This is a genomic window from Rossellomorea marisflavi (assembly GCF_022170785.1).
GTDB lineage: Bacteria > Bacillota > Bacilli > Bacillales > Bacillaceae_B > Rossellomorea > Rossellomorea marisflavi_B.
Genome location: NZ_CP081870.1, coordinates 1,250,434 through 1,271,314 on the forward strand (window position 1 = coordinate 1,250,434; position 20,881 = coordinate 1,271,314).

At 48.2% G+C, this 20,881-nt stretch carries 20 protein-coding genes; 10 read left to right on the plus strand and 10 right to left on the minus strand.

The annotated features are described in order from the left end of the window. Window positions 1-204: 204 nt before the first annotated feature. Window positions 205-1,470: a GTPase HflX gene (hflX, locus tag K6T23_RS06725; RefSeq protein WP_238284002.1), complete on the plus strand. Its 1,266-nt coding sequence runs from the start codon at window positions 205-207 to the stop codon at window positions 1,468-1,470. Window positions 1,471-1,509: 39 nt separating this feature from the next. Here the strand turns inward: hflX and K6T23_RS06730 are convergent, their stop codons facing one another. Next, window positions 1,510-2,913 carry an alanine/glycine:cation symporter family protein gene (locus K6T23_RS06730; protein WP_056534444.1) on the minus strand — a complete coding sequence of 468 codons (1,404 nt, stop codon included), beginning with the start codon at window positions 2,911-2,913 and terminating at the stop codon, window positions 1,510-1,512. Between the two features lie 280 nt (window positions 2,914-3,193). On the opposite strand from K6T23_RS06730, the gene K6T23_RS06735 reads away from it, so the two are divergent. The 3 genes from K6T23_RS06735 to K6T23_RS06745 all read left to right on the plus strand — a co-directional run bounded on the left by K6T23_RS06735 (window position 3,194) and on the right by K6T23_RS06745 (window position 6,719). Next, window positions 3,194-4,432 carry a PucR family transcriptional regulator gene (locus K6T23_RS06735; protein ID WP_238284003.1) on the plus strand — a complete coding sequence of 413 codons (1,239 nt, stop codon included), beginning with the start codon at window positions 3,194-3,196 and terminating at the stop codon, window positions 4,430-4,432. Window positions 4,433-4,552: 120 nt separating this feature from the next. Then, complete coding sequence (gene ald / locus K6T23_RS06740; RefSeq protein WP_238284004.1) at window positions 4,553-5,677, plus strand: alanine dehydrogenase; 1,125 nt, start codon at window positions 4,553-4,555, stop codon at window positions 5,675-5,677. A 229-nt stretch (window positions 5,678-5,906) separates the two neighbouring features. Continuing rightward, the gene (locus K6T23_RS06745; RefSeq protein WP_238284005.1) at window positions 5,907-6,719 is read left to right on the plus strand and encodes an SDR family oxidoreductase; all 813 of its coding nucleotides are present in this window, start codon (window positions 5,907-5,909) and stop codon (window positions 6,717-6,719) included. A 136-nt stretch (window positions 6,720-6,855) separates the two neighbouring features. Here the strand turns inward: K6T23_RS06745 and K6T23_RS06750 are convergent, their stop codons facing one another. From K6T23_RS06750 to K6T23_RS06760, 3 genes are all read right to left on the minus strand, one after another. Continuing rightward, a complete protein-coding gene (locus tag K6T23_RS06750; protein WP_238284006.1) occupies window positions 6,856-7,959 on the minus strand; it encodes a DUF1648 domain-containing protein in 1,104 nt (367 codons plus the stop codon). Between the two features lie 3 nt (window positions 7,960-7,962). Beyond that, window positions 7,963-8,340: a GntR family transcriptional regulator gene (locus K6T23_RS06755; RefSeq protein ID WP_238284007.1), complete on the minus strand. Its 378-nt coding sequence runs from the start codon at window positions 8,338-8,340 to the stop codon at window positions 7,963-7,965. A gap of 102 nt (window positions 8,341-8,442) precedes the next feature. Next, the gene (locus K6T23_RS06760; RefSeq protein ID WP_238284008.1) at window positions 8,443-9,066 is read right to left on the minus strand and encodes a TVP38/TMEM64 family protein; all 624 of its coding nucleotides are present in this window, start codon (window positions 9,064-9,066) and stop codon (window positions 8,443-8,445) included. A 140-nt stretch (window positions 9,067-9,206) separates the two neighbouring features. Between K6T23_RS06760 and K6T23_RS06765 the strand changes: the two genes are divergently transcribed. The 3 genes from K6T23_RS06765 (at window position 9,207) to K6T23_RS06775 (ending at window position 14,240) form a co-directional block, all read left to right on the plus strand. Continuing rightward, window positions 9,207-12,335 carry a hypothetical protein gene (locus K6T23_RS06765; protein ID WP_238284009.1) on the plus strand — a complete coding sequence of 1,043 codons (3,129 nt, stop codon included), beginning with the start codon at window positions 9,207-9,209 and terminating at the stop codon, window positions 12,333-12,335. A 131-nt stretch (window positions 12,336-12,466) separates the two neighbouring features. Then, the gene (locus tag K6T23_RS06770) at window positions 12,467-12,991 is read left to right on the plus strand and encodes an RNA polymerase sigma factor (protein WP_238284010.1); all 525 of its coding nucleotides are present in this window, start codon (window positions 12,467-12,469) and stop codon (window positions 12,989-12,991) included. Continuing rightward, entirely contained in the window at window positions 12,984-14,240 is a 1,257-nt protein-coding gene (locus K6T23_RS06775; RefSeq protein ID WP_079515301.1) for a DUF4179 domain-containing protein, read from the plus strand. The genes K6T23_RS06770 and K6T23_RS06775 overlap by 8 nt, the downstream gene beginning before the upstream one ends. Window positions 14,241-14,321: 81 nt before the next feature. Here K6T23_RS06775 and K6T23_RS06780 read toward each other — a convergent pair whose 3' ends face one another. From K6T23_RS06780 to K6T23_RS06795, 4 genes are all read right to left on the minus strand, one after another. Next, window positions 14,322-14,783: a DMT family transporter gene (locus K6T23_RS06780; protein ID WP_048005061.1), complete on the minus strand. Its 462-nt coding sequence runs from the start codon at window positions 14,781-14,783 to the stop codon at window positions 14,322-14,324. Between the two features lie 12 nt (window positions 14,784-14,795). After that, entirely contained in the window at window positions 14,796-15,224 is a 429-nt protein-coding gene (locus tag K6T23_RS06785) for a DMT family transporter (RefSeq protein ID WP_053428085.1), read from the minus strand. A 64-nt stretch (window positions 15,225-15,288) separates the two neighbouring features. Beyond that, window positions 15,289-15,606, minus strand: coding sequence for an ArsR/SmtB family transcription factor (locus K6T23_RS06790; RefSeq protein ID WP_053428084.1), 318 nt, complete (start codon window positions 15,604-15,606; stop codon window positions 15,289-15,291). A gap of 10 nt (window positions 15,607-15,616) precedes the next feature. After that, on the minus strand, window positions 15,617-15,991 hold the full coding sequence (locus K6T23_RS06795) for a winged helix-turn-helix transcriptional regulator (protein WP_079515303.1): 375 nt from the start codon (window positions 15,989-15,991) through the stop codon (window positions 15,617-15,619). A 112-nt stretch (window positions 15,992-16,103) separates the two neighbouring features. Between K6T23_RS06795 and K6T23_RS06800 the strand changes: the two genes are divergently transcribed. Further along, the gene (locus K6T23_RS06800) at window positions 16,104-16,598 is read left to right on the plus strand and encodes a lactoylglutathione lyase family protein (RefSeq protein ID WP_238284011.1); all 495 of its coding nucleotides are present in this window, start codon (window positions 16,104-16,106) and stop codon (window positions 16,596-16,598) included. A gap of 135 nt (window positions 16,599-16,733) precedes the next feature. Here K6T23_RS06800 and K6T23_RS06805 read toward each other — a convergent pair whose 3' ends face one another. Beyond that, entirely contained in the window at window positions 16,734-18,413 is a 1,680-nt protein-coding gene (locus K6T23_RS06805; RefSeq protein ID WP_238284012.1) for a sensor histidine kinase, read from the minus strand. After that, entirely contained in the window at window positions 18,410-19,117 is a 708-nt protein-coding gene (locus tag K6T23_RS06810) for a response regulator transcription factor (RefSeq protein ID WP_238284393.1), read from the minus strand. The genes K6T23_RS06805 and K6T23_RS06810 overlap by 4 nt, the downstream gene beginning before the upstream one ends. Window positions 19,118-19,273: 156 nt before the next feature. Between K6T23_RS06810 and K6T23_RS06815 the strand changes: the two genes are divergently transcribed. Then, the gene (locus K6T23_RS06815) at window positions 19,274-19,963 is read left to right on the plus strand and encodes an ABC transporter permease (RefSeq protein ID WP_238284013.1); all 690 of its coding nucleotides are present in this window, start codon (window positions 19,274-19,276) and stop codon (window positions 19,961-19,963) included. Next, the gene (locus K6T23_RS06820) at window positions 19,957-20,874 is read left to right on the plus strand and encodes an ABC transporter ATP-binding protein (RefSeq protein ID WP_420493504.1); all 918 of its coding nucleotides are present in this window, start codon (window positions 19,957-19,959) and stop codon (window positions 20,872-20,874) included. Before K6T23_RS06815 ends, K6T23_RS06820 begins: the two co-directional genes overlap by 7 nt. Window positions 20,875-20,881: the final 7 nt, after the last annotated feature.

Genomic DNA, 20,881 nt, shown 5'->3' on the forward strand with positions numbered 1-20,881 from the left:
GATCGATTATAAGGGAAGCCTCGAACGTGGAGCCTTATCATTGAAATTGAATACCGACCGGTTGGCGCATGATGGGGAAGTGCGGATTTCCCCATGCCTTTTTCCGTTTACGAAAAGCACAGGCAGAGGTCTGGGCTTTTTTTCGTCTATAGGACCGATCCAGATCATTCCCTAAGGGAAGATCGATGAAGGAGTGAGAAATGAATGGAAGAACAAAAATTAAAAGCAATCGCCATCGGCGTGAATACGAAAGACCGTGATAATGACTTTGAATATGGGATGCTTGAGCTCAAAGGACTTGCTGAAGCACGACATATGGACGTGGTGGGTAAATTCACCCAGAATATGCAACGTCCCAATCATGTGCATTATTTAGGGAAAGGGAAGATCGATGAACTGATCCCCCTCATAGAAGAGTGGGAAGCGGATGTGATCATCTCGAATGATGAACTGTCGCCTTCTCAGATCAGGGTGCTAGAGAAGAAGCTTGAACTCCGTGTGATGGACCGGACCATGCTCATTCTTGACATCTTCGCTGAACGCGCGAAGACAAGGGAAGCACAGCTTCAGGTGGAAGTTGCACAGCTGCAGTATATGCTTCCCCGTCTGATTGGACGGAGGGAGTCCCTCGGTAGACAGGGGGGAGGCTCAGGACTTGCCAACCGTGGTGCCGGTGAAACGAAGCTTGAGCTCGACCGCCGTCGCATAGAGGACCGGATTACGGCTCTGCGCAAGGAACTTGACTCCCTCGTGGAACTGAGGAGTACGCAGCGAAAGCAACGGAAAAAGAGCGGGATTCCCGTCGTTTCCCTTGTGGGCTATACAAATGCCGGCAAATCGACAACGATGAATGCCTTCATAGAGCGGTTCCACCACAACAACGACAAGCAGGTGTTCGAGAAGGATATGCTGTTTGCCACATTGGAGACATCCGTGCGTAACATCACCCTGCCGGATCAAAAATCCTTCCTTCTGACCGATACGGTCGGTTTCGTCAACAAGCTGCCCCATCAGCTTGTCAAAGCATTCCGTTCAACCCTTGAGGAAGTGGTGGAAGCAGACCTGATCATCCATGTGGTGGATCTGGCCGACCCTCATCACGATACGATGATGGATGTGACGGACAAGACACTTGAAGACATCGGAGTCGGTGATACACCGGTTCTGTATGCTTTCAATAAAGCAGACCTTGTTGGCGGGGATATCCCTCGTGTCGAACAAGGCGGTGTCTTTTACTCAGCCAAGCAGAGGATCGGAATCGAAGAACTGCTGGGTGAAGTGAAAAAACAGATTTTTGGCGATTATAAGACATGCACGATGCTCATCCCGTATGACCAGGGACAGCTGATTTCGTATTTCAACCAACAGGCAACCGTCCTTGAGACCGAATATGACGAGAAAGGCACGATACTGAAGGTGGAATGCAGGGAAAGTGATGCCGAACGGTACCGAGACTATATCATCGCATGAACAAAAGCCCCGTCCTGGGTGAAGGACGGGGCTTTTTGATTACTTCTTATTGGTTGTTGAAGGCAGGTATTCGTTGAAGTAGTGCTTCGTTTCACTTGATATCACCTTGTACAGGAGTATGAGTGCAATCAAGTTCGGGATCATCATGAGCGCATTGGCCATGTCGGCGAACTTCCATACGACATTCAGGTTGGCAATGGCGCCGGCGAACGTTGCGATCACATACACGAGGCGATACGGTACGATGAAGCGGTAGTTGGTCAAGTACTCAAAGCATTTCTCCCCGTACATATACCATCCGACAATCGTGGAAAATCCGAAGAACACGACGGAAAACGATACGATGTATTCCCCAGCCGTGCCGAGGGCATGTCCGAAAGCGGCGCTGGTCAGGGCCCCGCCATCCAAGGAAGGATCATGGGCCACACCTGAGATCAATCCGCCGGACGGATCCCAAAAACCTGTGATGAGCAAAACAAGTCCTGTCATCGTACAGACGATGATGGTCACGATGAACGTACCGGTCATGGCGACAAGTGCCTGTTTAACCGGATGGTCGGTCTTGGCATTCCCCGCAATGAGGGCTGCCGTCCCGAGTCCGGATTCATTGGAGAAGATCCCTTTCGAGAACCCACTCCTCACTGCCTCTGCGACTACGACTCCACCAAATCCTCCTGCTGCTGCAACAGGATTGAAAGCATATTCAAAGATCAGGGAGAAGGAGGGGATGATCATATCGTAATTGATGAAGATGATTAAAAGAGATCCTCCTATATAGAGAAAGGCCATGATCGGGACGAAGAAGGATGCAACGGTCGAGATCCTCTGTATGCCTCCGAAGATGATGAGTGCTGTCAGTACAGCCAGGGTGATTCCGGTAATCCATGGATTAATGGAGAAGCTTGATGTCATGACATCGGCAATCGTATTGGACTGGACGCTGTTGCCGATTCCGAGAGCTGCAAATGCACCGAACAGGGCAAAGGCGACACCGAGGAATTTCCATTTTCGCCCGAGCCCTTTTTCCACGTAGTACATCGGTCCACCGGAGTATTCGCCGTTTTTGTTTTTAACCCGGTATTTCATGGCGAGCAGTGCTTCGGCGTACTTTGTCGCCATCCCCACGAGACCGACGACCCACATCCAGAAGATGGCTCCGGGACCGCCAATCGTGATGGCTGTTGCCACCCCTGCGATATTCCCGTTCCCAATAGTGGCCGACAATGCGGTCATCAGTGTTTTGAAGTTGGAGATATCCCCTTCGGATGAATCTGTCGAAGCGGACGGTTTTTCTTTCGTGAATGCGAGTTTAAATGCATAGAATAGCCTGCGGAACTGAATGCCTCTCAATACCAGTGTCAAAAATAGGCCCGTTCCGAATAACAGTACTAAACTTGGTGTTCCCCACAAGAATGAATTGATCTTGTCTAGTACGTCTAACATCGAATCCTCCTCTAGCTGTCTGTGAATATGTGAGTTTCCAACTCTTATTATATATAGTATCATCAAGAATGTGGATAGGGTTTTGTCGAAAAATGAAAGTTGAAGCGTTTACATTTGTGTGTTTACACAAATGGGTGGATAATGTTTGTAGGGATGGAAATGGACTGGTGGTTCATTTTGAAAAACATATCCGAAATGTCGGGAAACCGTTGCTTCGGAAACCGTACATCTACTATGATAAAAACGGATCAATGAAATGAACGCAAAAGGAGTGGTACGAATGGACAAATCCTCAGAGCAACTCGACCCTTTCAAGGGACCATTCCAATCGTTAGAAGAACTGGCTGACGCCATCAGTGAGACAATCGGATGCCCGATTACGATTGAAGATGCCAATCACCGCATTCTCGCATACAGCACCCATGATGATGACGTGGATCCTGCCCGCATGGCGACGATCATGCGCAGGAAGGTTCCCGATAATGTCATCAAGAGTCTGTGGAAAAACGGAGTCATCCCGAAGCTATTCGACAGTGACGAGCCTGTCATCATCCCTGCCATCTCAGAAGTCGGTCTCGGGAAACGGGTGGCGATATCAGTATGGAAGAACGATGAAATCCTCGGCTTCATATGGGGACAGGTGACATGGGATATCACAGACGAAGAATTGGATTTCTTCCGTAAGGCGGGGAAGGTCGTCAAGAATCAGATGTTATCGTTGAAAATACGGAAGAAGGCGGGGGAAGAGGGGCACAAAGATTTCTTCTGGCAGCTGTTGACCGGTCATTTGAAAGATCGCGGCAAGATTGATTCCCTTTCTGAAAAATATCATCTTACCATGAACGGGTCCACGGGTATTGTGGTTTTTGAGTTCCCCGAAGAAATACAGCAATCCTTGGAGCGTCACGTAAACTACTATATCCAGGCTTCTTCTTATATAAAACTTATCACAAGCACGACGGATGAAAACCAGCTGATCCTTCTCGTAAGGCCGTTCCAGGATGAAGGGCCGGCAAGGCAGATCAAGGATTTTGTCCGAGATTTCGTGGAAGAGATCAGCAGCAGACTCGGAGTCCCGGAGCTCAAAGGAGCCGCCGGTACCCTCTACCGTTCACCTGTAAGCATCCGTGACAGCTATAAAGAAGCACTATATGTGCTATCGATCAAGGATCGATTTAAATATGAGGCAAGTGGGATCTATACGTATCAGGAGCTTGGGATCTTCCAGTTCATCGATGAGCTGTATGAAAAGCGAGTCCGGGACGGCTATCAGAATTATCACTTGGAGAAATTGATGGAGTACGACCGGAAGCACCATTCCCAGCTTCTTGAGACGATCGATATGTACCTGAGATACGATTGCAACGTCAATGAGGCTTCAAAGGCCCTTCATGTTCATGCCAATACACTGAATTACCGCCTGAAGAGGATCGGGGAGATCACTGAGATGGATCTGAAGGACCCGAATCAGAAAATGACCTTATATTTGGATCTTAAAATCGAACAGATGAAAAAATGACGAGTTTGTGGATTTCTCCAAACCCGTCTTCTTTTTTTCTCTATTTTCCACGATGCAATTACTGTGAAGAATCCATATAATCAGAATTAACCAAACAATGATTATAGGAGAGATGTAGCGATGCAGATTGGAATTCCTAAAGAAATCAAAAACAACGAGAACCGTGTAGCCATCACACCTGCTGGTGTCCTGAACCTGGTGAAGGCAGGTCATTCTGTATATATCGAATCTGGAGCTGGAATTGGAAGCGGTTTCACGGACGATTCTTATCAAGAAGCCGGAGCGAAAATCGAAGCCTCGGCAGCTGACGTGTGGAATAAAGCCATGGTCATGAAAGTGAAAGAGCCACTTCCATCTGAGTATGTGTATTTCCACAAAGGCCTGATCTTGTTCACGTATCTTCATCTCGCAGCAGAACCGGAACTTGCCCAAGCACTGGTTGAAAAGGAAGTAACGGCGATCGCCTATGAAACGGTGGAAGTCAACCGCACCCTGCCACTTCTGACTCCAATGAGTGAGGTAGCAGGACGCATGGCTACACAGATCGGTGCACAATTCCTAGAGAAGCCGAAGGGTGGAAAAGGAATCCTGCTGAGCGGAGTACCGGGTGTGAAACGCGGCAAGGTGACCATCATCGGAGGCGGAGTCGTCGGGACGAACGCAGCGAAGATGGCTGTCGGCCTTGGAGCGGACGTTACCTTGATCGATCTGAGCGCCGAGCGCCTGCGCCAGCTCGACGATATCTTCGGCAATGATATTCAAACGTTAATGTCGAACCGATTGAACATTGAAGATGCAGTTAAGGATTCCGATCTTGTCATCGGTGCTGTCTTGATCCCCGGAGCCAAAGCACCAAAGCTTGTGACGGAAGAGATGGTCAAGTCCATGCAACCGGGATCAGTTCTCGTGGATGTTGCCATCGATCAGGGCGGAATCATCGAAACATGCGATCATATCTCCACCCATGATGATCCTACGTACGAAAAACACGGAGTGGTCCATTATGCCGTAGCGAATATGCCGGGTGCCGTTCCTCGTACCTCTACGATTGCCTTGACGAATGTGACCGTTCCATACGCTCTCCAGATTGCCAACAAAGGAGTGGCGAAAGCGATTCAGGATAATATGGCCCTCGCGAAAGGGGTCAATGTAGCTAACGGGTTCATCACGTATGAAGCAGTGGCGAGAGATCTTGGGTACAAATACGTTACAGCGCACGACGCGATCCTTACAACCGTAGTTTGATAACTATGTAGAATAGCCTTGCCTGGAATCTGAATGTTCCAGACTGGGTGCTCTACTGATAAGAGCCATTTGAAAAGACGTGTGAAGTAGTACACGTCTTTTTTCTTGTATAAAAAATCTTCATATCTCCTTCTTGGCATACAAGCAAACAGTGTATTATATAATGGACCATACGTATTGTGGGATTGAAACATAGCGTTATGATCGAGCCGGCTGCCTTTTATAACTAATGAAGCTGATCGGTTTGGTTTATCCTAATTGGGGAGGGCTGTTTTTGAGGATACTAGTGACTGGTTCAACAGGGCGCCTAGGTTCAGCGGTACTTAATCAACTTAAAGAGCGTGAGTGTAGTGTCCTCATGACTTCAAGACGAAAACCTGAATACAGTGATCGTTTTGACTGGGTTTATAGTGATATGCTATCAGGTGAAGGATTAGAAGAGGCCGCAAGAGATATAGATGTGGTCATTCACACAGCAACCAGCCCAATGAAAAAAACCAAGGAAATTGAAGTTTCGGGTCTCACGAACTTTTTGAGTAAACTCACACACATAAAACATTTTATCTATCCATCGATTGTTGGGATCGAAGATATACCATATAACTATTACAAACATAAACACGAAGCAGAAGAAGTGCTGAAACATAGTAATATTCCTTACACAATCGTTCGTGCAACTCAGTTCCATAGTTTTGTAGATTCTTTGTTTTTGTCAAAGCCTTTTTTAAAGGGGTATTTTATTCCTGGAAACATCAAGTTTCAGACCGTGGATGTAGGTGAATTTGCCAATCATTTAATTGATCTGACGGAAAAGGGACCCCAAGGGAGAACGGGCGATTTTGCAGGTCCCAAAGTCATGACACTAAGAGAAATGGCCAATTTGAAAATAGGGATGAGCAATAAACCAAGTAGGGTATATAATGTAGCCCTCCCAGGAAAACTGTACAAGTCTTTATTGGAGGGTAAAAACACGAATCCAACGCAGAATGTGGGGAGCGTTACATTTGAGGACTTTTTAAGAAAAAATATGACCGGAAAATAGGAATAAAGGAAAACTCGCCAGTACGGGGCGAGTTTTCCTTTATTTTGAGTGATAATATATCGTCTATTACTATGCGCTCTAGAAAAGAATCGCAGGGGACAGGGCTTTTTTGGTGCTTGAAACCATATCTCTAATTTTATAGAAGGGTAAGCAACAAAATGGCAACAACCGGTGCAAGGATGAGAAGGTAGCCGGTAGGTCTGGCGAAGTTTATCGTCCAGCCGACACCGAATCGTTTTTCCACCAAGAAGGAAGGATCCTCACGGTTGAAGTAAAAAATGCCGCCGATCCAGTGGGAATCATCGTCTTCATTGACGGTGTCCCCTCCCTCATCGATGATGGTGGTGCGGTCCAGATCCGAATCGGATTTTCCTACTTTTATGGCCATCAAGACAGCACTGAAGAAGACGAATACAGAGAAGGCCAGTGGTGCAAAGAGCATGAGGGACCCGCTTAATAGATTTTCGTAAGCCGTTTGAATATGAAGTATGCTGAATAGCATGGCTGTTGCCATGGAAATGAAGAACAAGAACCAGCTGGAGTACTTCCTAAGCTTGAGCTGTCGGATCTTGGATGCTGGAATGTTCCCTGCGCTCAGTTTGATTCCGGAGTTCCGCGTCAATTCGTGGATGGCAAGGAACATGGCGCTCATGAGCAGTAAAACAAATGGCATCGTCAGGACGCTGACCCTGGTTTTGGCTGTGAAGGCGTCCGGCTCTCCACTTGGTCCCCAATGGGTCGGCAGTTGATCTGGGAAGAGCTGATAATTCATAAGGGTGAAGACAATGAGACCTGCCCCGAGCACGATCGGGAACAGGAAGAGGTACCAGGGGAGCATTTCATCCTTGGACCTAGAGGTAGGCTCTGATACGCGGACCTGTCTTCGTCCTTTGAACCACTGGCTTTCACGTTTGTACCGGACCACTCGCATGTGGAAGTAGGCATAGAGGGACATGGAGATGAAGATGATGATGAAGGGAAGCAGGATCCCTGAAGCAATGAGCCGGTCCTCAGGAAGGTCAACTGAACCGGTTATCATAAAGAACAGGACAATGCCGGCTACAGAAAGCATGGCGGTGACCGCCGCATAGATTTTTTTGAAGCGGAGCAATTGAGCGTCTCGTATGTGCTCTACGGGAATCGTGACCCCGAATACAACGGTGCGTTTCACGATAAATGGCAGCATCACTTGGATAAGGAGTATGATTCCGATCATACCGATCAATAAAATGGATTGCATGGTTTATTCCCCCTTGATACTTGATTGAATGGATCTGATCATATCCTGCAGCTGTTCTTCCGTCATTCCGACGGCCAGTGCTTCGGCAAGGAGCGGCCGGATGGAGGAGGCGATCATGTTGATCCGTTCCTTTGTCGGTTCGTCGGGCGCGAGGATGACGGCACCGGACTTGGGTACGATCTGAATGATTCCTTTATCCTCTAATTCATGGTAGCTTTTATTGACCGTGTGCATGTTCACGCCCAGGTCAGCGGCAAAGGACCGGACCGAAGGAAGAACATCCCCAGGCTTCAGCTCACCCCGCACGATGCCCTCGACAATCCCATTCCGTACTTGGGCATAGATCGGAATGGGAGAATGTGGTTCAATTTGGATCAGCAAAAGATCACCTCCTGTTTGTTATATGTTTATTATAACAGATTTGTTCTACTATATGTATAACAAAATAAAAATGGGCTTGTCCTTTTGATCAAAGGCAGCGAATCATCGTCTGCCGCGGACCTTTGAGTAATAGAAAATCACGATCGTGATAAGAACAAGAGTGACGACGCCGGTCTCGATCCAGGACATGGACAGGACTCCTAGGGGGATCAGTGATAGACAGAAAAAGTAGAGAAAGTTGCCTGTGATGGTCCCGGTGATCAAATGCCGGAATGAAATCCCGCTGACACCAGCCACGATATTGACGAGGCTCGTGGGAATCATTGGGATGATCCGACCTTGGAATACATACGTGAATCCACGTTCCTTCAGGTGGGGGGAAGGAGCGATTCGGGAAGAAAGGCTTTGAAGGAAGAGCTGTCTGACGGAAAGAAAGACGATCCCGGCTCCGATGATACTCGAAATCCAGCTCCAAAGGAATCCTTGCCAGAAACCAAAAATCGTTACATTTATTGAAATGACGAGAATAAGAGGGATGACGGTAAACGAGTTCTGGATAATCATGACGAGCAGGGTAAGTCCGTAAAGGCTGAATCTGTTAGACTCCTTCAAGGAATAGAGGGAGGATTCATCCCCTGAGAGGATCAAACCGATGGTGTCTCTCTGAAGAAAGCCGACAGTGGCCAGTAAGGTAAGGAAGAAAAAAACAAAAACGTTTCTGCTCATACTTTATGCACCGCTTTTTGATGTATCTTATGTGGATTCAATATGAGCTGTGAGGGCGGGCAGATGTCATGAACTCGGGAGAACAGCCTACTGGTTTTTGCATATGATGCATGAAAGTGTATTGAAAAGGACTGATTGAGATGTTGAAAAGAGGGAGAGAAACCTCAGGGTTGTCCTGCAAGATCATCCCGCCCCCAAAGAGCTGCGAAGGATTATTTCCGAATCCAGGAAACGAGTGCAAAGAACCGATCATTCAGCTTGATCGTATCGGCTCCATTAGCTGTGACGGAATCATCAGCGGAAGGGTGTTTTGTGACTATCAACCTGTAGCGGGTGTAGTCGTACAACTATCTGCTAATCCCGGGATCGTGAACTTTGCGAATGCTACACCGATCACGGATGCATCAGGGCGTTTCTCCACGACCGTATCGGTCCCGCGTGGAACGCCGATTACGTCAGGTGTCGTGGTGACGGCAGATGCAGATGTAGCTGGGCAGCGTGTAACCGACAGCATCATTACTACGGTTGACTGCATCGTGTGTACCAATCCAACCCTGACTTTGAATCCAATTGAAGGGCCTGTTGGCTGCGAGGGTGCACCTCTCAGCGGGCGACTCATCTGTGACGGCAGCGCCATTGCACGAGCCCCCATAACCTTCACCATCACATCCCAGTCAAAGAGGGTCGTCGTTAACCCGAACCCTGCCATCACACAAAATGACGGCACCTATTCAGCTACCGTCGTCCCGTTCATTGGAATCAATGAAACGATTACGATCGTGGCTTCAACGAGGATCGGCGGAATCGAAGTGGTATCAGAAGCACGTCAACTTACTGTGCGCTGTGTGAAGTGCGTTAATCCGGTCATTTTCATTAAAAAAGTATCCACGATTAACTGTGATGGAGTCATTTCAGGTACGCTGCTTTGTGACGGGGTTCCACTATCCAATGTCCCTGTAACACTCTCGGGACCGTCTTTCCTACAGTTTGAACCGGACACTCCCATCACCGATGAGAATGGTGTTTTCACTTCCACAGTGACCGTCGCAAGTGGGACACCGTTCCAGGAAGCAGAAATAACGGCTTCAGCGGTAGTCAGCGGCATCGAGGTCTTCACAAGCCGTATCATCACCGTAGGATGCCTGTTCTGCCGGAACCCTGAGCTGACCCTGAATACTCCGAAAAAGATCATAGGCTGTGAAGGAGCGGAGCTTACCGGCAAGCTGACATGCGGCGGCATACCGTACCAAGGAGCAAGTATAGCCTTTATCGTGACTCCGGAAGAAGGCGTCGCGATCGTTCCCAATCCCGCCATCACCGGGGAGGATGGATCCTATACTGCAAGAATCGTACCGGAGCTTGGGACAGTGGGTACGTTCACCATCGAGGCGAGGACCGTGATTGCAGGGGTGCTGATTTCCTCAGAAGTCAAAACGATCCGAGTCGATTGCGAGTGCAAGAATCCGGTCATCACCATCGATGACCCCGGAAAGATCAATTGTGAATCCCCGATTACGGGTCGCTTGACGTGTGAAGGCTTCCCGCTCGTAGGGGTCGAGATCACATTCTCGAGTCCACTCCTTGAATTCAACCCCAACCCAGTTGTCACGGATGAGAACGGCGAGTTCACTACCACGGCAACCGTCCCATTCGGTACAGAGCCACAGGAGACGACCATCACGGTAACAGGTGCCGGAGCTACTGAGACCGTCACGGTCAAAGTATTCTGTAAGAAGTGCCGGAATCCACTGTTGACCCTGAAAGCACCGAAGTTCATCGGATGTGACGGCGGGAAGGTCACGGGCAGGCTGACATGCGATGGAGTTCCGCTCAAGGGGAATCTCGTTACATTCACCACCTCACCGGCAGGGGCGATTGCAGTATCGCCGAACCCTGTCACCACGGACGAAGACGGAAGGTTCACAGCTGTCTTGACCACTACGCTCGGTGTGGAGGAAGTGGTGACAATCCAGGCTTCATCCGTTGTCGACGGAAAAGTGGTAGTTTCCGAGAATGAGAAGATCAAAGTGAAATGTGTGTGCAAACATCCAGAGATCATTCTTGAAGAGCCGTATAAAATCAACTGTAAAGGTGAAATCAGAGGGAAGGTGACATGCGAGGGACTGCCCCTTGCCGGTGTCGAAGTGATGCTTTCCAGTCCGATCCTTGACTTTGATCCAAATCCGGTGCTGACGGATGAAACGGGATCATTCTCTTCGGAAGTGACCGTCCCATCCAATACACCGCTAACAGAGACGGTCATCACAGCAAGGGTGACAGTGGCTGGCAAGACCATTACCGACACCATCAAGCTGAAAGTGATCTGCTTGAAGTGTCGCAATCCGAAGCTTACCTTGAATACACCCAAATACATCGGATGTCCTGCAGAGCGGATTTCTGGCCGCCTCACCTGTGATGGGGTACCGATAAGGGATGCGGCCATTACCTTTGTCGTTACCTCGGATACCCCGGAAGCCGTCACCGTGGATCCGAATCCGGCGTTTACGAATGAAATGGGCGAATACACGGCAAGCATCCGTGCAGGTGTCGGGGTCACAGAGGTCATCACCATCAGGGCAGAAGCCATCGTTTCAAGAGAAGTGGTGTCTTCAGAATCCCAACAGATCAAGGTGGATTGTCAATGTGAAGACCCCGAATTGGAACTGGAATGTGTAAAGAAAATCCGCTGCCGTGCCGAAATAAAGGGAAGATTCCTCTGTAAGGGTGAGCCGCTTGCAGGAGTGAGGGTAACATTGACCAGTCCGCTTCTCGACTTTGAACCAGCAGTGGTGTTTACGAATCAGGAAGGGTATTTCAGAACGTCTGCCATCGTACCCGGTGAAAGACCTTACGAACTCACCACCTACACAGCGAGTGTTGAAATCGGGTCACGGACCATCTCGAAAACCTGTAAAACCGTTGTGGGTTGTGAGCGGTGCAAACATCCCCGTTTGACTCTTTGCACCCCGTTGTTCGTCGGTTGTGAAGGGGAAGAGATCACCGGTGAGGTCTTGTGTGACCATCGCCCGGTTGAAGGCGTAGCTGTCCATTTTAAAGTCGTATCGTCGCATGGAGAGGAATATATCCTTCCGAATCCAGCAGTCACGAAGGCGGATGGCACCTATACAGCCCGTATCGTGCCTGCAAAAGGAAAGGTAGATATCATCACCATAACCGCAACGGCAGAAGTAGGGGATGAACAGTTGAAAAAAGGCCCATTCCTGGTCGTTGTCAAATGCCCGTGCCCTCCGCACGAAGGTAAAGAATAAGAAAAGGGGAAAGCCGTCATCCGTGACGGTTTTTCTCTGACAGGGTGCTGGACAGGCTCTTACATAAAAAAATGAAAACCAATGAACTTTTCACGCATCCAAATACTCTTACAGGAAAGAGAGGTGGAGAAATGAATCTCAGAAGCGCAGTGAAGAAGGCGAAAAAAGGCAGCAAAGAGGCGCTCCTTCAACTGATCATGGAAGAAAAGGAAAACTACTATCGATTGGCCTACGTATATGTCGGGAACGAGCATGATGCCATGGATGCCATGGAGGATATGATCGTCACCGTTTATGAAAAAATTCACCAGCTTAACGATCCGGATGCCTTTTACAGCTGGAGCAAAACGATACTCGTGAATCTTTGTAAAACGATGCTTCGTAAACAGACTCGTCTCGTGTTGAAAGAGGAGTGGTCAGATGAGGGGGAATCCTCAAATCCATTGGAGAACAGTGACCGAGACATGGAGATCCAAGACATGCTTCTCCAGTTGAATGAGCACCAGGCAGAGGCCATCAGGTTGAAATATATACTGGATCTTGATTATTCAACCGCTGCTAAGGTGATGGGCGTGTCGGTGGGAACGGCAAAATCCAGGGTATTCCAAGGTTTGAAGAAATTAAGGGAAACGTTTGGAGGGATAGCGTATGAATGAAGTGGATAAGAAACTAAGGGAAGAAGCAGAAAAAATGCAGAGTATCCAGCCGCCACAAGACCTCGAAGCGCGCCTGCGTTCAGCCCTCGACGATAGGCCGCGAAAGAAGCAGAACGGGTGGAAGGTAGCACTGGCCGCAGCCGCAGTCTTCTTGATCCTCGGTTCGTTTCAATATCCAGCCCTTGCCTACTACGGAAAGAAAATAATGGGAGCAGAAGATGTCATGAATGGTACACTTCAAGATCTTAATGAAGCGGGGATGGGCCAGGTCATCGACCAGACATACTCTCTAGGAGAAGGGAAAAAGATCACGATCGATGGCGTCATTGTCGATGAGAACCAATTCATCCTGTATTACACCCTGCATGATGCCAAAGGAGTGGAAGAAGGGGATACTTGGGAGCCGGGTGACCTGACTGGGTTTTTGACCAGGGAATATATGATCAGTGCAAAGACGGTCGTCAGTGAAGACCGGACAGAACTTAAGGGTGAAATCCGATATGATCCACCGAATGCCTTTGCCAAAGAGCTTACCATTCATCTTGACCACTACAAAAACGATGAATGGATGAAAGGAAAAAAACTTACCTTCAACTACCGTCCGGATCAAGCACTGCAAACCAAATTCAAGCAGGGGATCAATAAGACTGTGACATTCGATAATGGTTCCATCACGTTCAAGAGTATAACGGCAACCCCCACCATCACGGTCATCAAGGGCAAGATGAAGCTGGATGAAGAGATCAACGATCCACTTGGCGATATTGAGCTTGTGGCAGACGGCAAAGCCCTTGAGTGGCAGGGGTCAGGCAGCTCATCCAACTGGGGTCTTTCCGATGATATTGAACTGGAATTTGATGCTCTGCCACACGATTTGAACAATCTCGAACTTGTTGTGAAAGCATTTCCTGTAAAGGAGAAAGCGGACATCACCGTACCTCTCTCGGCATCAGAAACGTTCAAAGTGAATGATCAGAACGTGGTGGTGAAGAAGAGCGGGGTAAAAGACGGGCAGGCTACAGTAACAATCGAGAGCGGGGAAGGGCTACGTCTTGACGGAGTGAGCATCAAGACCGAGAGTGGGACTGTCAAGCTCGATCATACAACGGATGACGAGTATACGAAAAGGGACGGGCAGGCTTTTCATGAACGTACCCTCATCTTTGACACAAACGATGAACCACAATCCCTCCTTGTGAAAGGCATCTCGTACATGAAAACATATGACAAACATATTGTGATCGAGTAGGTGGTTTGGATCAAAAAAAGGCAAGAATCCGATGAATGGATTCTTGCCTTTTCGTCGTTAAGTGACTGGAATTGACGCCCCTTATGCAGATTGTTCCTGGCCTTTCTTATTCCCCACATAAATAAATCGTAAAGCAAGGAGCATAAGAACGATGGCAAGGATCCGTTTCCAGTCCAGGTGGATCTCAATCCCGCCGAACCATCCGAAATGGTCGATGATCATCCCCATGGTTAACTGTCCGATGACAGTGGATACATTTGTGGCGATTACCCCGATCTTCGGAACGGCAAGAACGGTAAGGAACAGGTATCCTACGCCGAACCAAACGGCAGCCAGCTGCCATTTAGGAACATCGAATATAGCGAAGATATTTCCGTCCCCAAAGAAGAGGATGATAAGGAATAAGATCATGGCACCCGTAGCAAATGTCATGAACGCTGTCTCATAGGTACCGGTTTTTCGACTGAGTGCCCCGTTCACGGAGGACTGTGCGCTAAGTGTGAAGCCGCCGAGCATGGCGGCGATCAGGATGAATGCAGACATGTTTGGACCTCCTTAATAGATGAGTATGAGGGACGCAGCCATCAGGATGATAGCTATGACCTTCTCTTTGTTGATGCTGATTTTTTCACTTCCGAGCCACCCTTTGTGCTCGATGATCATACTCATGATCATTTGTCCGACAATGACGCTGATCATCGACAGTCCAACACCTACCAGTGGAACACTGATCACCAGGATGGTAAGATAGATGGTCCCGAAGAAACCACCGGTGAGCTGCCATTTTGGTGCTTTGAGGGAATGGGACAACGAGCCTTTTCCGAGGAAAAGGAGGACAATACCGAGAATGATCGTTCCGACAAAAAAGTTATAAAAGCTGCTTTCCAATTTCCCGATCGTTTTCCCGAGCTCGCCGTAGATGGCTCCCTCTGTACTTAATGATGCCCCTGCAATGAGGGCGACGATATAAACCCATAGCTTCATAGTATGATGGCTCCTTAAATCTATATTTCGAATAATATCGATATGATAACTCAAAAAAAGAGGATTAAAGCTCCTCTTTGATCCACTTCGCCAGTTTCTCTAAATTCTCTTCGTTCCTTCGGTAGTACGTCCACTTTCCGTGACGTTCCGACTCCAGTAATCCAGCCTTCTGCATCATTGATAAATAGTGCGAAACAGTGGATTGGGACATCCCGGCCCTTTCCGAAATATCACCAACGCACACGCCTCCTTTTTCACTCATATTCTTCGAAAGATGTGCAGAAGGTTTGTCGAAATGATCATAAGGATCCTTCAACCATTTCAACATTTCCAATCGAGTGCTGTTAGCCAACGCTTTGAAAATATCTACGTAGTTTTCCATGTGGATTAGACTAATCGATATTCCTCGATATGTCAACCGGAGACTCTTCGGCTAGAAATGGTCCATGCTGCCTGCCCCATTGATGCATTGCCTGAAGGACCGGCATCAACGTGCTCCCGAAAACAGACAGGCTATATTCCACTTTGGGTGGGACGGTATCATAGGAAGTCCTGTTGATAAACCCATCCTCTTCAAGCTCCTTCAGTTGCTGGCTGAGTACTTTATGGGCGACACCAGGCATGAGCCTCCTCAGTTCATTGTAGCGATGGACCCCATCCGTTCCAAGATGCCACAGAATGACGGTTTTCCATTTGCCGCCGATTTTTTTCAGTGTATATTCAATAGAGCATTTCAGCTTACCGTTTTCGCCAATCTCGACTGCCATTCAGTTCACCCTTTCTTACCTCCAGGTTAGTATCTCACAAAAAAGTGCATACTTACATTCGGACGAATCGCCCATTATAATGAGGGCAATTCAACTCAAGGAGGATACTAATATGAAACCATATCCAAGATCATTTTCACATATCGGCCTAAGCGTGCCAAGTCTGGATGAAGCAGTGAAGTTTTACCAGGAGGTATTCGGCTGGTATATCATCATGGAGCCGTCCGATGTTGAGAACGATGATAGTGCCATCGGACAAATGTGTCGTAACGTATTCGGAAACGATTGGGAAACCTTCAGGATTGCTCACATGGCCACAGGCGATCGGATCGGGATCGAACTATTCGAATTCCCGCAGAATGAAGCCCCTGAGAACAACTTCGAATACTGGAAAACGGGCTTGTTCCATTTTGCAATCCAGGATCCAGATATCGAAGGCCTCGTAGAGAAAATCAAAGCGCACGGCGGGAAGCAGCGCATGCCGATCCGGGAATACTACCCTGGTGAAAAGCCTTACCGTATGGTGTATGTAGAAGATCCGTTCGGCAATATCTTTGAAATCTACTCCCACGGTTATGAGCTGACGTATTCAGAAGGTGCGTACTGACATCTAGAAAAAGTAGCAGAGGCTGGGACAAACGTGTTTCATTCATAGAAATACCCGGATTCATTCGCCTAAGAGAAGGTTGATGAATCCGGGTTTTTTAATGGGCTCTTTATAGTGTTTTCCCAAACTCAGGTCCTATAGGGGAAGGATGAGCCTTACCCTTGTTCCTTCGTCAGGCGCACTCTGTACATTGATGGAACCGTTGTGCAATTCAATCAGTTGTTTCGTAATGGCCATCCCGAGTCCGGTACCGCTACCGGAGTCACTGGTGTTGGTTCCGCGGTAAAAGCGTTGGAACAAGTGGGAGAGGGTCACGGCATCCATCCCTTCTCCATCATCTTCAATTTTGATGACCATGAGCTGGTTTTCTATCACATCTGCAGAGATGGTGATCGCTGTACCATCTCTGTTGTGTTTGATGGCATTTGATAACAGATTGTCTAGGATTCGCTGAAACCATTTACGGTCCACCATCCCAAGCAGAGGATTTTCTGTAGGAAGGAAGCGGATATCGGCTTGTGCCGTATTGATGAAATAAATGACGCTCCTCCGAATGGCTTCGTTGATATCTGTCTTTTCTTTCCTGATGGGCAAGGCTTGGCTGTTGAGCTGGTAAACGAGGGTGAGATCATCAAGGAGATCCTTCATGAATGCCGATTTATCAACGATTGTACCAGCAAAGTCCCTTATTTCTTCAGGTGTCCATTCATATTGATCGGACTGAAGCATCTGAGCATATCCGGTAATGGATGACAAAGGGGTCTTCAGATCATGGGATAATCCACTGATCCACTCTTCCCGTGAGCTGACCACCTTCTTTTCATGCCTTTCGTTGCTCTTCAGTGTGTCCGTCAGCTTGGATAGCTGGCTGAAAAGCTCTTTGTACAGGCGATAATTCCGTTTAAGCTTCCCATTTCTTTTATAAATCGTGGATTCCCCGACTTGGTTGACCGGTTGGGAGTATTGGCCATCTGAGAGCTGTTTGATCCATTTAACCATGATCAAGAGAGGGGTGCCGAGGTTCCGGGCATACCAAAAGGTGCTGAACAGAATCAGAAGGGCAATGACGACAAGCGCGATGAACCACCCGTTATGGATCGGCACCGAAATGGGTGCTTCAGCAGGAGGATGGACCCCTGAAATCAGGATGTTTCCTGATAGGAGATCTTGGTGCACGGTCTGATTCGGATCATCCAGTTGAAGGAGGTCCTTGTACGTGTAGTCCTTTGAAGGTGGCTGGTCTCCATACGCTTGAAGAACCTTGCCATCAGGGTCGGTCAGCTGAATCCAGACGCCTTCTTTTTTCAGTTGCCGCTGATCTTTTGTCGAGAGCAACCATTCACCTTTACGCCAATCGACCTCATCTTTCACCCTGCTCAACCATTGCTCCTCAGGATGCTGTTTCCCGAGCATCGCGTAGGACGGTTCATCGTCCATATTCATGATCTCCCACGTATGGATATCGGTGAAAGGGACTTCATTTGCAGCCGACAGAAGATGTTTTGAAGAGAGAACGGAATCGGGCGCACCGTAGGAACCGGCAATGTCTCCCCTGGAGTCCAAGATGATCAACCAACTGTGTTGTTTTTGAAGAAGTTCTTGAAGATGTTGATCGATGGTTGCGTTGCCATCCTTGATCTCGAATCTATCGGAAAAATAGAGTCCTTCTGCGGTGGTGAGGTCTTTTTCAATGGCAGAATTCATGGTAAGGAACGCGATGAAAATGAAAATGATCAAGATCGACAGTAATAAAAGGAAGCCGGTCAGGATCAGTCTGCCGAGAAGGTGGAGGATGAATCGAGTATGGATATTCATCTGCCGCCTCTTGGCACGTCCAGTTTATACCCGAGCCCCCGGACGGTAAGGATGAGGGAGGGATCGCCGGGGTCTTCCTCGATTTTCTCCCGCAGCTTCCGGATGTGCACCATGACGGTGTTATCTTCCCCCATGAAGGCATCCCCCCACACCTGCTCATAGAGCTGTCCCTTGCTGAAGAGCTGATTCGGATGCTTACAAAAGAATAGTAATAATTGGTATACTTGAGCAGGAAGTCGAACGGATTCCCCCCGTATGAACACTTCCCCTGTCGCTGTGTTCATTTCGATGGGACCGCAGCTGTGCGCGGTCTGATCCTGTTTCGTGACGACTTTCAACCTCCTGGATAGATGAGCTTTGATCCTCGCGACGACTTCAAGGGGGTTGAAGGGCTTGGTGATGTAATCATCAGCCCCGACGGCAAATCCGGATAATTTATCGAGGTCGCCTGCCTTGGCCGTCAGAAAGAAGATCGTGGCATCGGATTGCTCGCGGATCGATGGGCAAATCTCAAAACCTGTTTGATCAGGAAGCATCACATCCAAGAGTATCAAGTCATAGGTATGACTCTTACATAGGGCAAGTGCCTGTGAGGCAGTCTCGGCTTTATCAATCTTTGAGATTCCCTCTCTGAGGAGCAGGGTCTCAAGCATATTCATTAGTGCCATTTCATCATCAACAATCAATAATCGTGCTTCATTCATCATTAATCTCCTATCGTAACGGTGTTACCCCTATCATATCATCAAAGTTTTAGTAGAATTAGAGAATTAAGGAAAAGTTAAGGTGGGATTTCACCTGCGTTAAATGTAGTCGATTATCCTTTTTGTATAGACAAATAAGAAAAGGAAGTGTTGCATATGTTTTCCATAGCCAAAAGGGAGTTTTTTCAATTGTTCAAGGGGTTCAAGTCCATCGCCATCATCCTTATGCTCCTTGTACCAACGTATTACTTCGCTAAATTCTCCTCGATGTTCGAGAGTGCATTGGAGTTAACGCCCGATGAGGCAGATATGGCCCATTCGGCAGGCTTGCTGGTGGTCATGGTTGTATTTGGGCAACTGTTCGTCATGGGACTGTCCCATGACACGATGAACCGGGAGACGCATGAGCGGACCATGAGGTTCCTGTTGACCCGGACGTCAAGGCGGTCCATCGTGGCAGGGAAGTTCCTCGGGATCCTGGCCTTCTGGTTTGCCTGCATCACAGCTTCCCACGTGATCATCGCGATCTTCTCTCACCGATTCGATGCTTTCACATTCTTTCAGCTCATGGGTCTCATCGCCTGTCAGGTCGCTTTCACGGTTTTCTTGTCGACGGTGGTCCCGGTGCCTGCTTTGACGATGTTCATGAGTATCATCGCCGGGATTCTCCTTCCAATCCTGGGGTACTGGTTGGCATACACCTCGAATCCATGGTTCAGCTGGATGAAGTATGTTGATCCGAACTATTATCTTGTCAGGGAAGATTATACATTCTTGCTCATGTATCTTGATGCTTTCTTTTTACTGTTACTGACATATGTGTTCTTCAGAAGGAGGGGCTGCTGATGATTACAACGAAAGGGCTGACGAAATCATTCGGGAAAAACCAGGTAGTCAAAGGAATCGATCTGACGGTGGAGAGAGGGGAGATCTTCGGGTTCCTCGGGAGGAACGGAGCAGGGAAATCTACGTTCATCAACATGCTGACAGGCATCGTGATTCCGTCTTCCGGCAGCTATTCTCTGCTTGGAGAAGAGGAGAATCACAATGCAATCAAGCACAAGATCGGCGTCATGCCTGATTATTCAACATTCTATCAATCCATGACCGCATTGAAACATCTGCAGTTCCTTGCCGGTGTTTCAGGGAAAAAGGTATCCAAGGAAACGTGCATGTCGGTGCTGGCCGCTGTCGGTCTAGAAGGGCATGAGCATAAGAAAACCTCCAAGTTTTCCTTCGGTATGAAGAAGAAGCTTGGAGTGGCACAGGCAATCATCCACGACCCTGAATTGATCTTCCTTGATGAACCGACGTCCGGAATGGACGCAGAATCGGTCCTGCAGATCCAGCACCTCATCCTTTCCCTGCAGAAACAGGGGAAGACGATCTTCATGACGTCTCATAATCTTGACGAAGTGGAAAAGATCTGTAACCGTCTTGCTATCATGAAAGAGGGGAGGATTATGAAAAGCGGTACTATGGAAGAATTGCGGGCATTTTATCGCTCGAACATTGAAGTGAAAGTCAAACATTCACCAATCCCTGTCCGTGATCGAGAAGATCTGGAGCAATGGCTTACCATCAACGGTCGCGACCTTGAAATGAACGAAACCCATTTTCATGTGGTGGTGGAGGATGAGAAAAAGATTGCCGACATCATCCGCGTTCTTAACCGGATCAAGGTCGATGTCTACCGGGTCGAGGTGGATGAACCTACCCTGGAAGAGATTTTTCTGGAAAGGGAAGAGGTTAAATAAAAGGCAA

What these genes read in the sequence shown, in the direction of transcription:
- hflX (WP_238284002.1), top strand. Translation starts at nt 205, where the DNA reads ATGGAAGAACAAAAATTAAAAGCAATCGCCATCGGCGTGAATACGAAA.
- K6T23_RS06730 (WP_056534444.1), bottom strand. Translation starts at nt 2,913, where the DNA reads ATGTTAGACGTACTAGACAAGATCAATTCATTCTTGTGGGGAACACCA.
- K6T23_RS06735 (WP_238284003.1), top strand. Translation starts at nt 3,194, where the DNA reads ATGGACAAATCCTCAGAGCAACTCGACCCTTTCAAGGGACCATTCCAA.
- ald (WP_238284004.1), top strand. Translation starts at nt 4,553, where the DNA reads ATGCAGATTGGAATTCCTAAAGAAATCAAAAACAACGAGAACCGTGTA.
- K6T23_RS06745 (WP_238284005.1), top strand. Translation starts at nt 5,907, where the DNA reads ATGAAGCTGATCGGTTTGGTTTATCCTAATTGGGGAGGGCTGTTTTTG.
- K6T23_RS06750 (WP_238284006.1), bottom strand. Translation starts at nt 7,959, where the DNA reads ATGCAATCCATTTTATTGATCGGTATGATCGGAATCATACTCCTTATC.
- K6T23_RS06760 (WP_238284008.1), bottom strand. Translation starts at nt 9,066, where the DNA reads ATGAGCAGAAACGTTTTTGTTTTTTTCTTCCTTACCTTACTGGCCACT.
- K6T23_RS06765 (WP_238284009.1), top strand. Translation starts at nt 9,207, where the DNA reads ATGTTGAAAAGAGGGAGAGAAACCTCAGGGTTGTCCTGCAAGATCATC.
- K6T23_RS06770 (WP_238284010.1), top strand. Translation starts at nt 12,467, where the DNA reads ATGAATCTCAGAAGCGCAGTGAAGAAGGCGAAAAAAGGCAGCAAAGAG.
- K6T23_RS06775 (WP_079515301.1), top strand. Translation starts at nt 12,984, where the DNA reads ATGAATGAAGTGGATAAGAAACTAAGGGAAGAAGCAGAAAAAATGCAG.
- K6T23_RS06780 (WP_048005061.1), bottom strand. Translation starts at nt 14,783, where the DNA reads ATGTCTGCATTCATCCTGATCGCCGCCATGCTCGGCGGCTTCACACTT.
- K6T23_RS06785 (WP_053428085.1), bottom strand. Translation starts at nt 15,224, where the DNA reads ATGAAGCTATGGGTTTATATCGTCGCCCTCATTGCAGGGGCATCATTA.
- K6T23_RS06790 (WP_053428084.1), bottom strand. Translation starts at nt 15,606, where the DNA reads ATGGAAAACTACGTAGATATTTTCAAAGCGTTGGCTAACAGCACTCGA.
- K6T23_RS06795 (WP_079515303.1), bottom strand. Translation starts at nt 15,991, where the DNA reads ATGGCAGTCGAGATTGGCGAAAACGGTAAGCTGAAATGCTCTATTGAA.
- K6T23_RS06800 (WP_238284011.1), top strand. Translation starts at nt 16,104, where the DNA reads ATGAAACCATATCCAAGATCATTTTCACATATCGGCCTAAGCGTGCCA.
- K6T23_RS06805 (WP_238284012.1), bottom strand. Translation starts at nt 18,413, where the DNA reads ATGAATATCCATACTCGATTCATCCTCCACCTTCTCGGCAGACTGATC.
- K6T23_RS06810 (WP_238284393.1), bottom strand. Translation starts at nt 19,117, where the DNA reads ATGAATGAAGCACGATTATTGATTGTTGATGATGAAATGGCACTAATG.
- K6T23_RS06815 (WP_238284013.1), top strand. Translation starts at nt 19,274, where the DNA reads ATGTTTTCCATAGCCAAAAGGGAGTTTTTTCAATTGTTCAAGGGGTTC.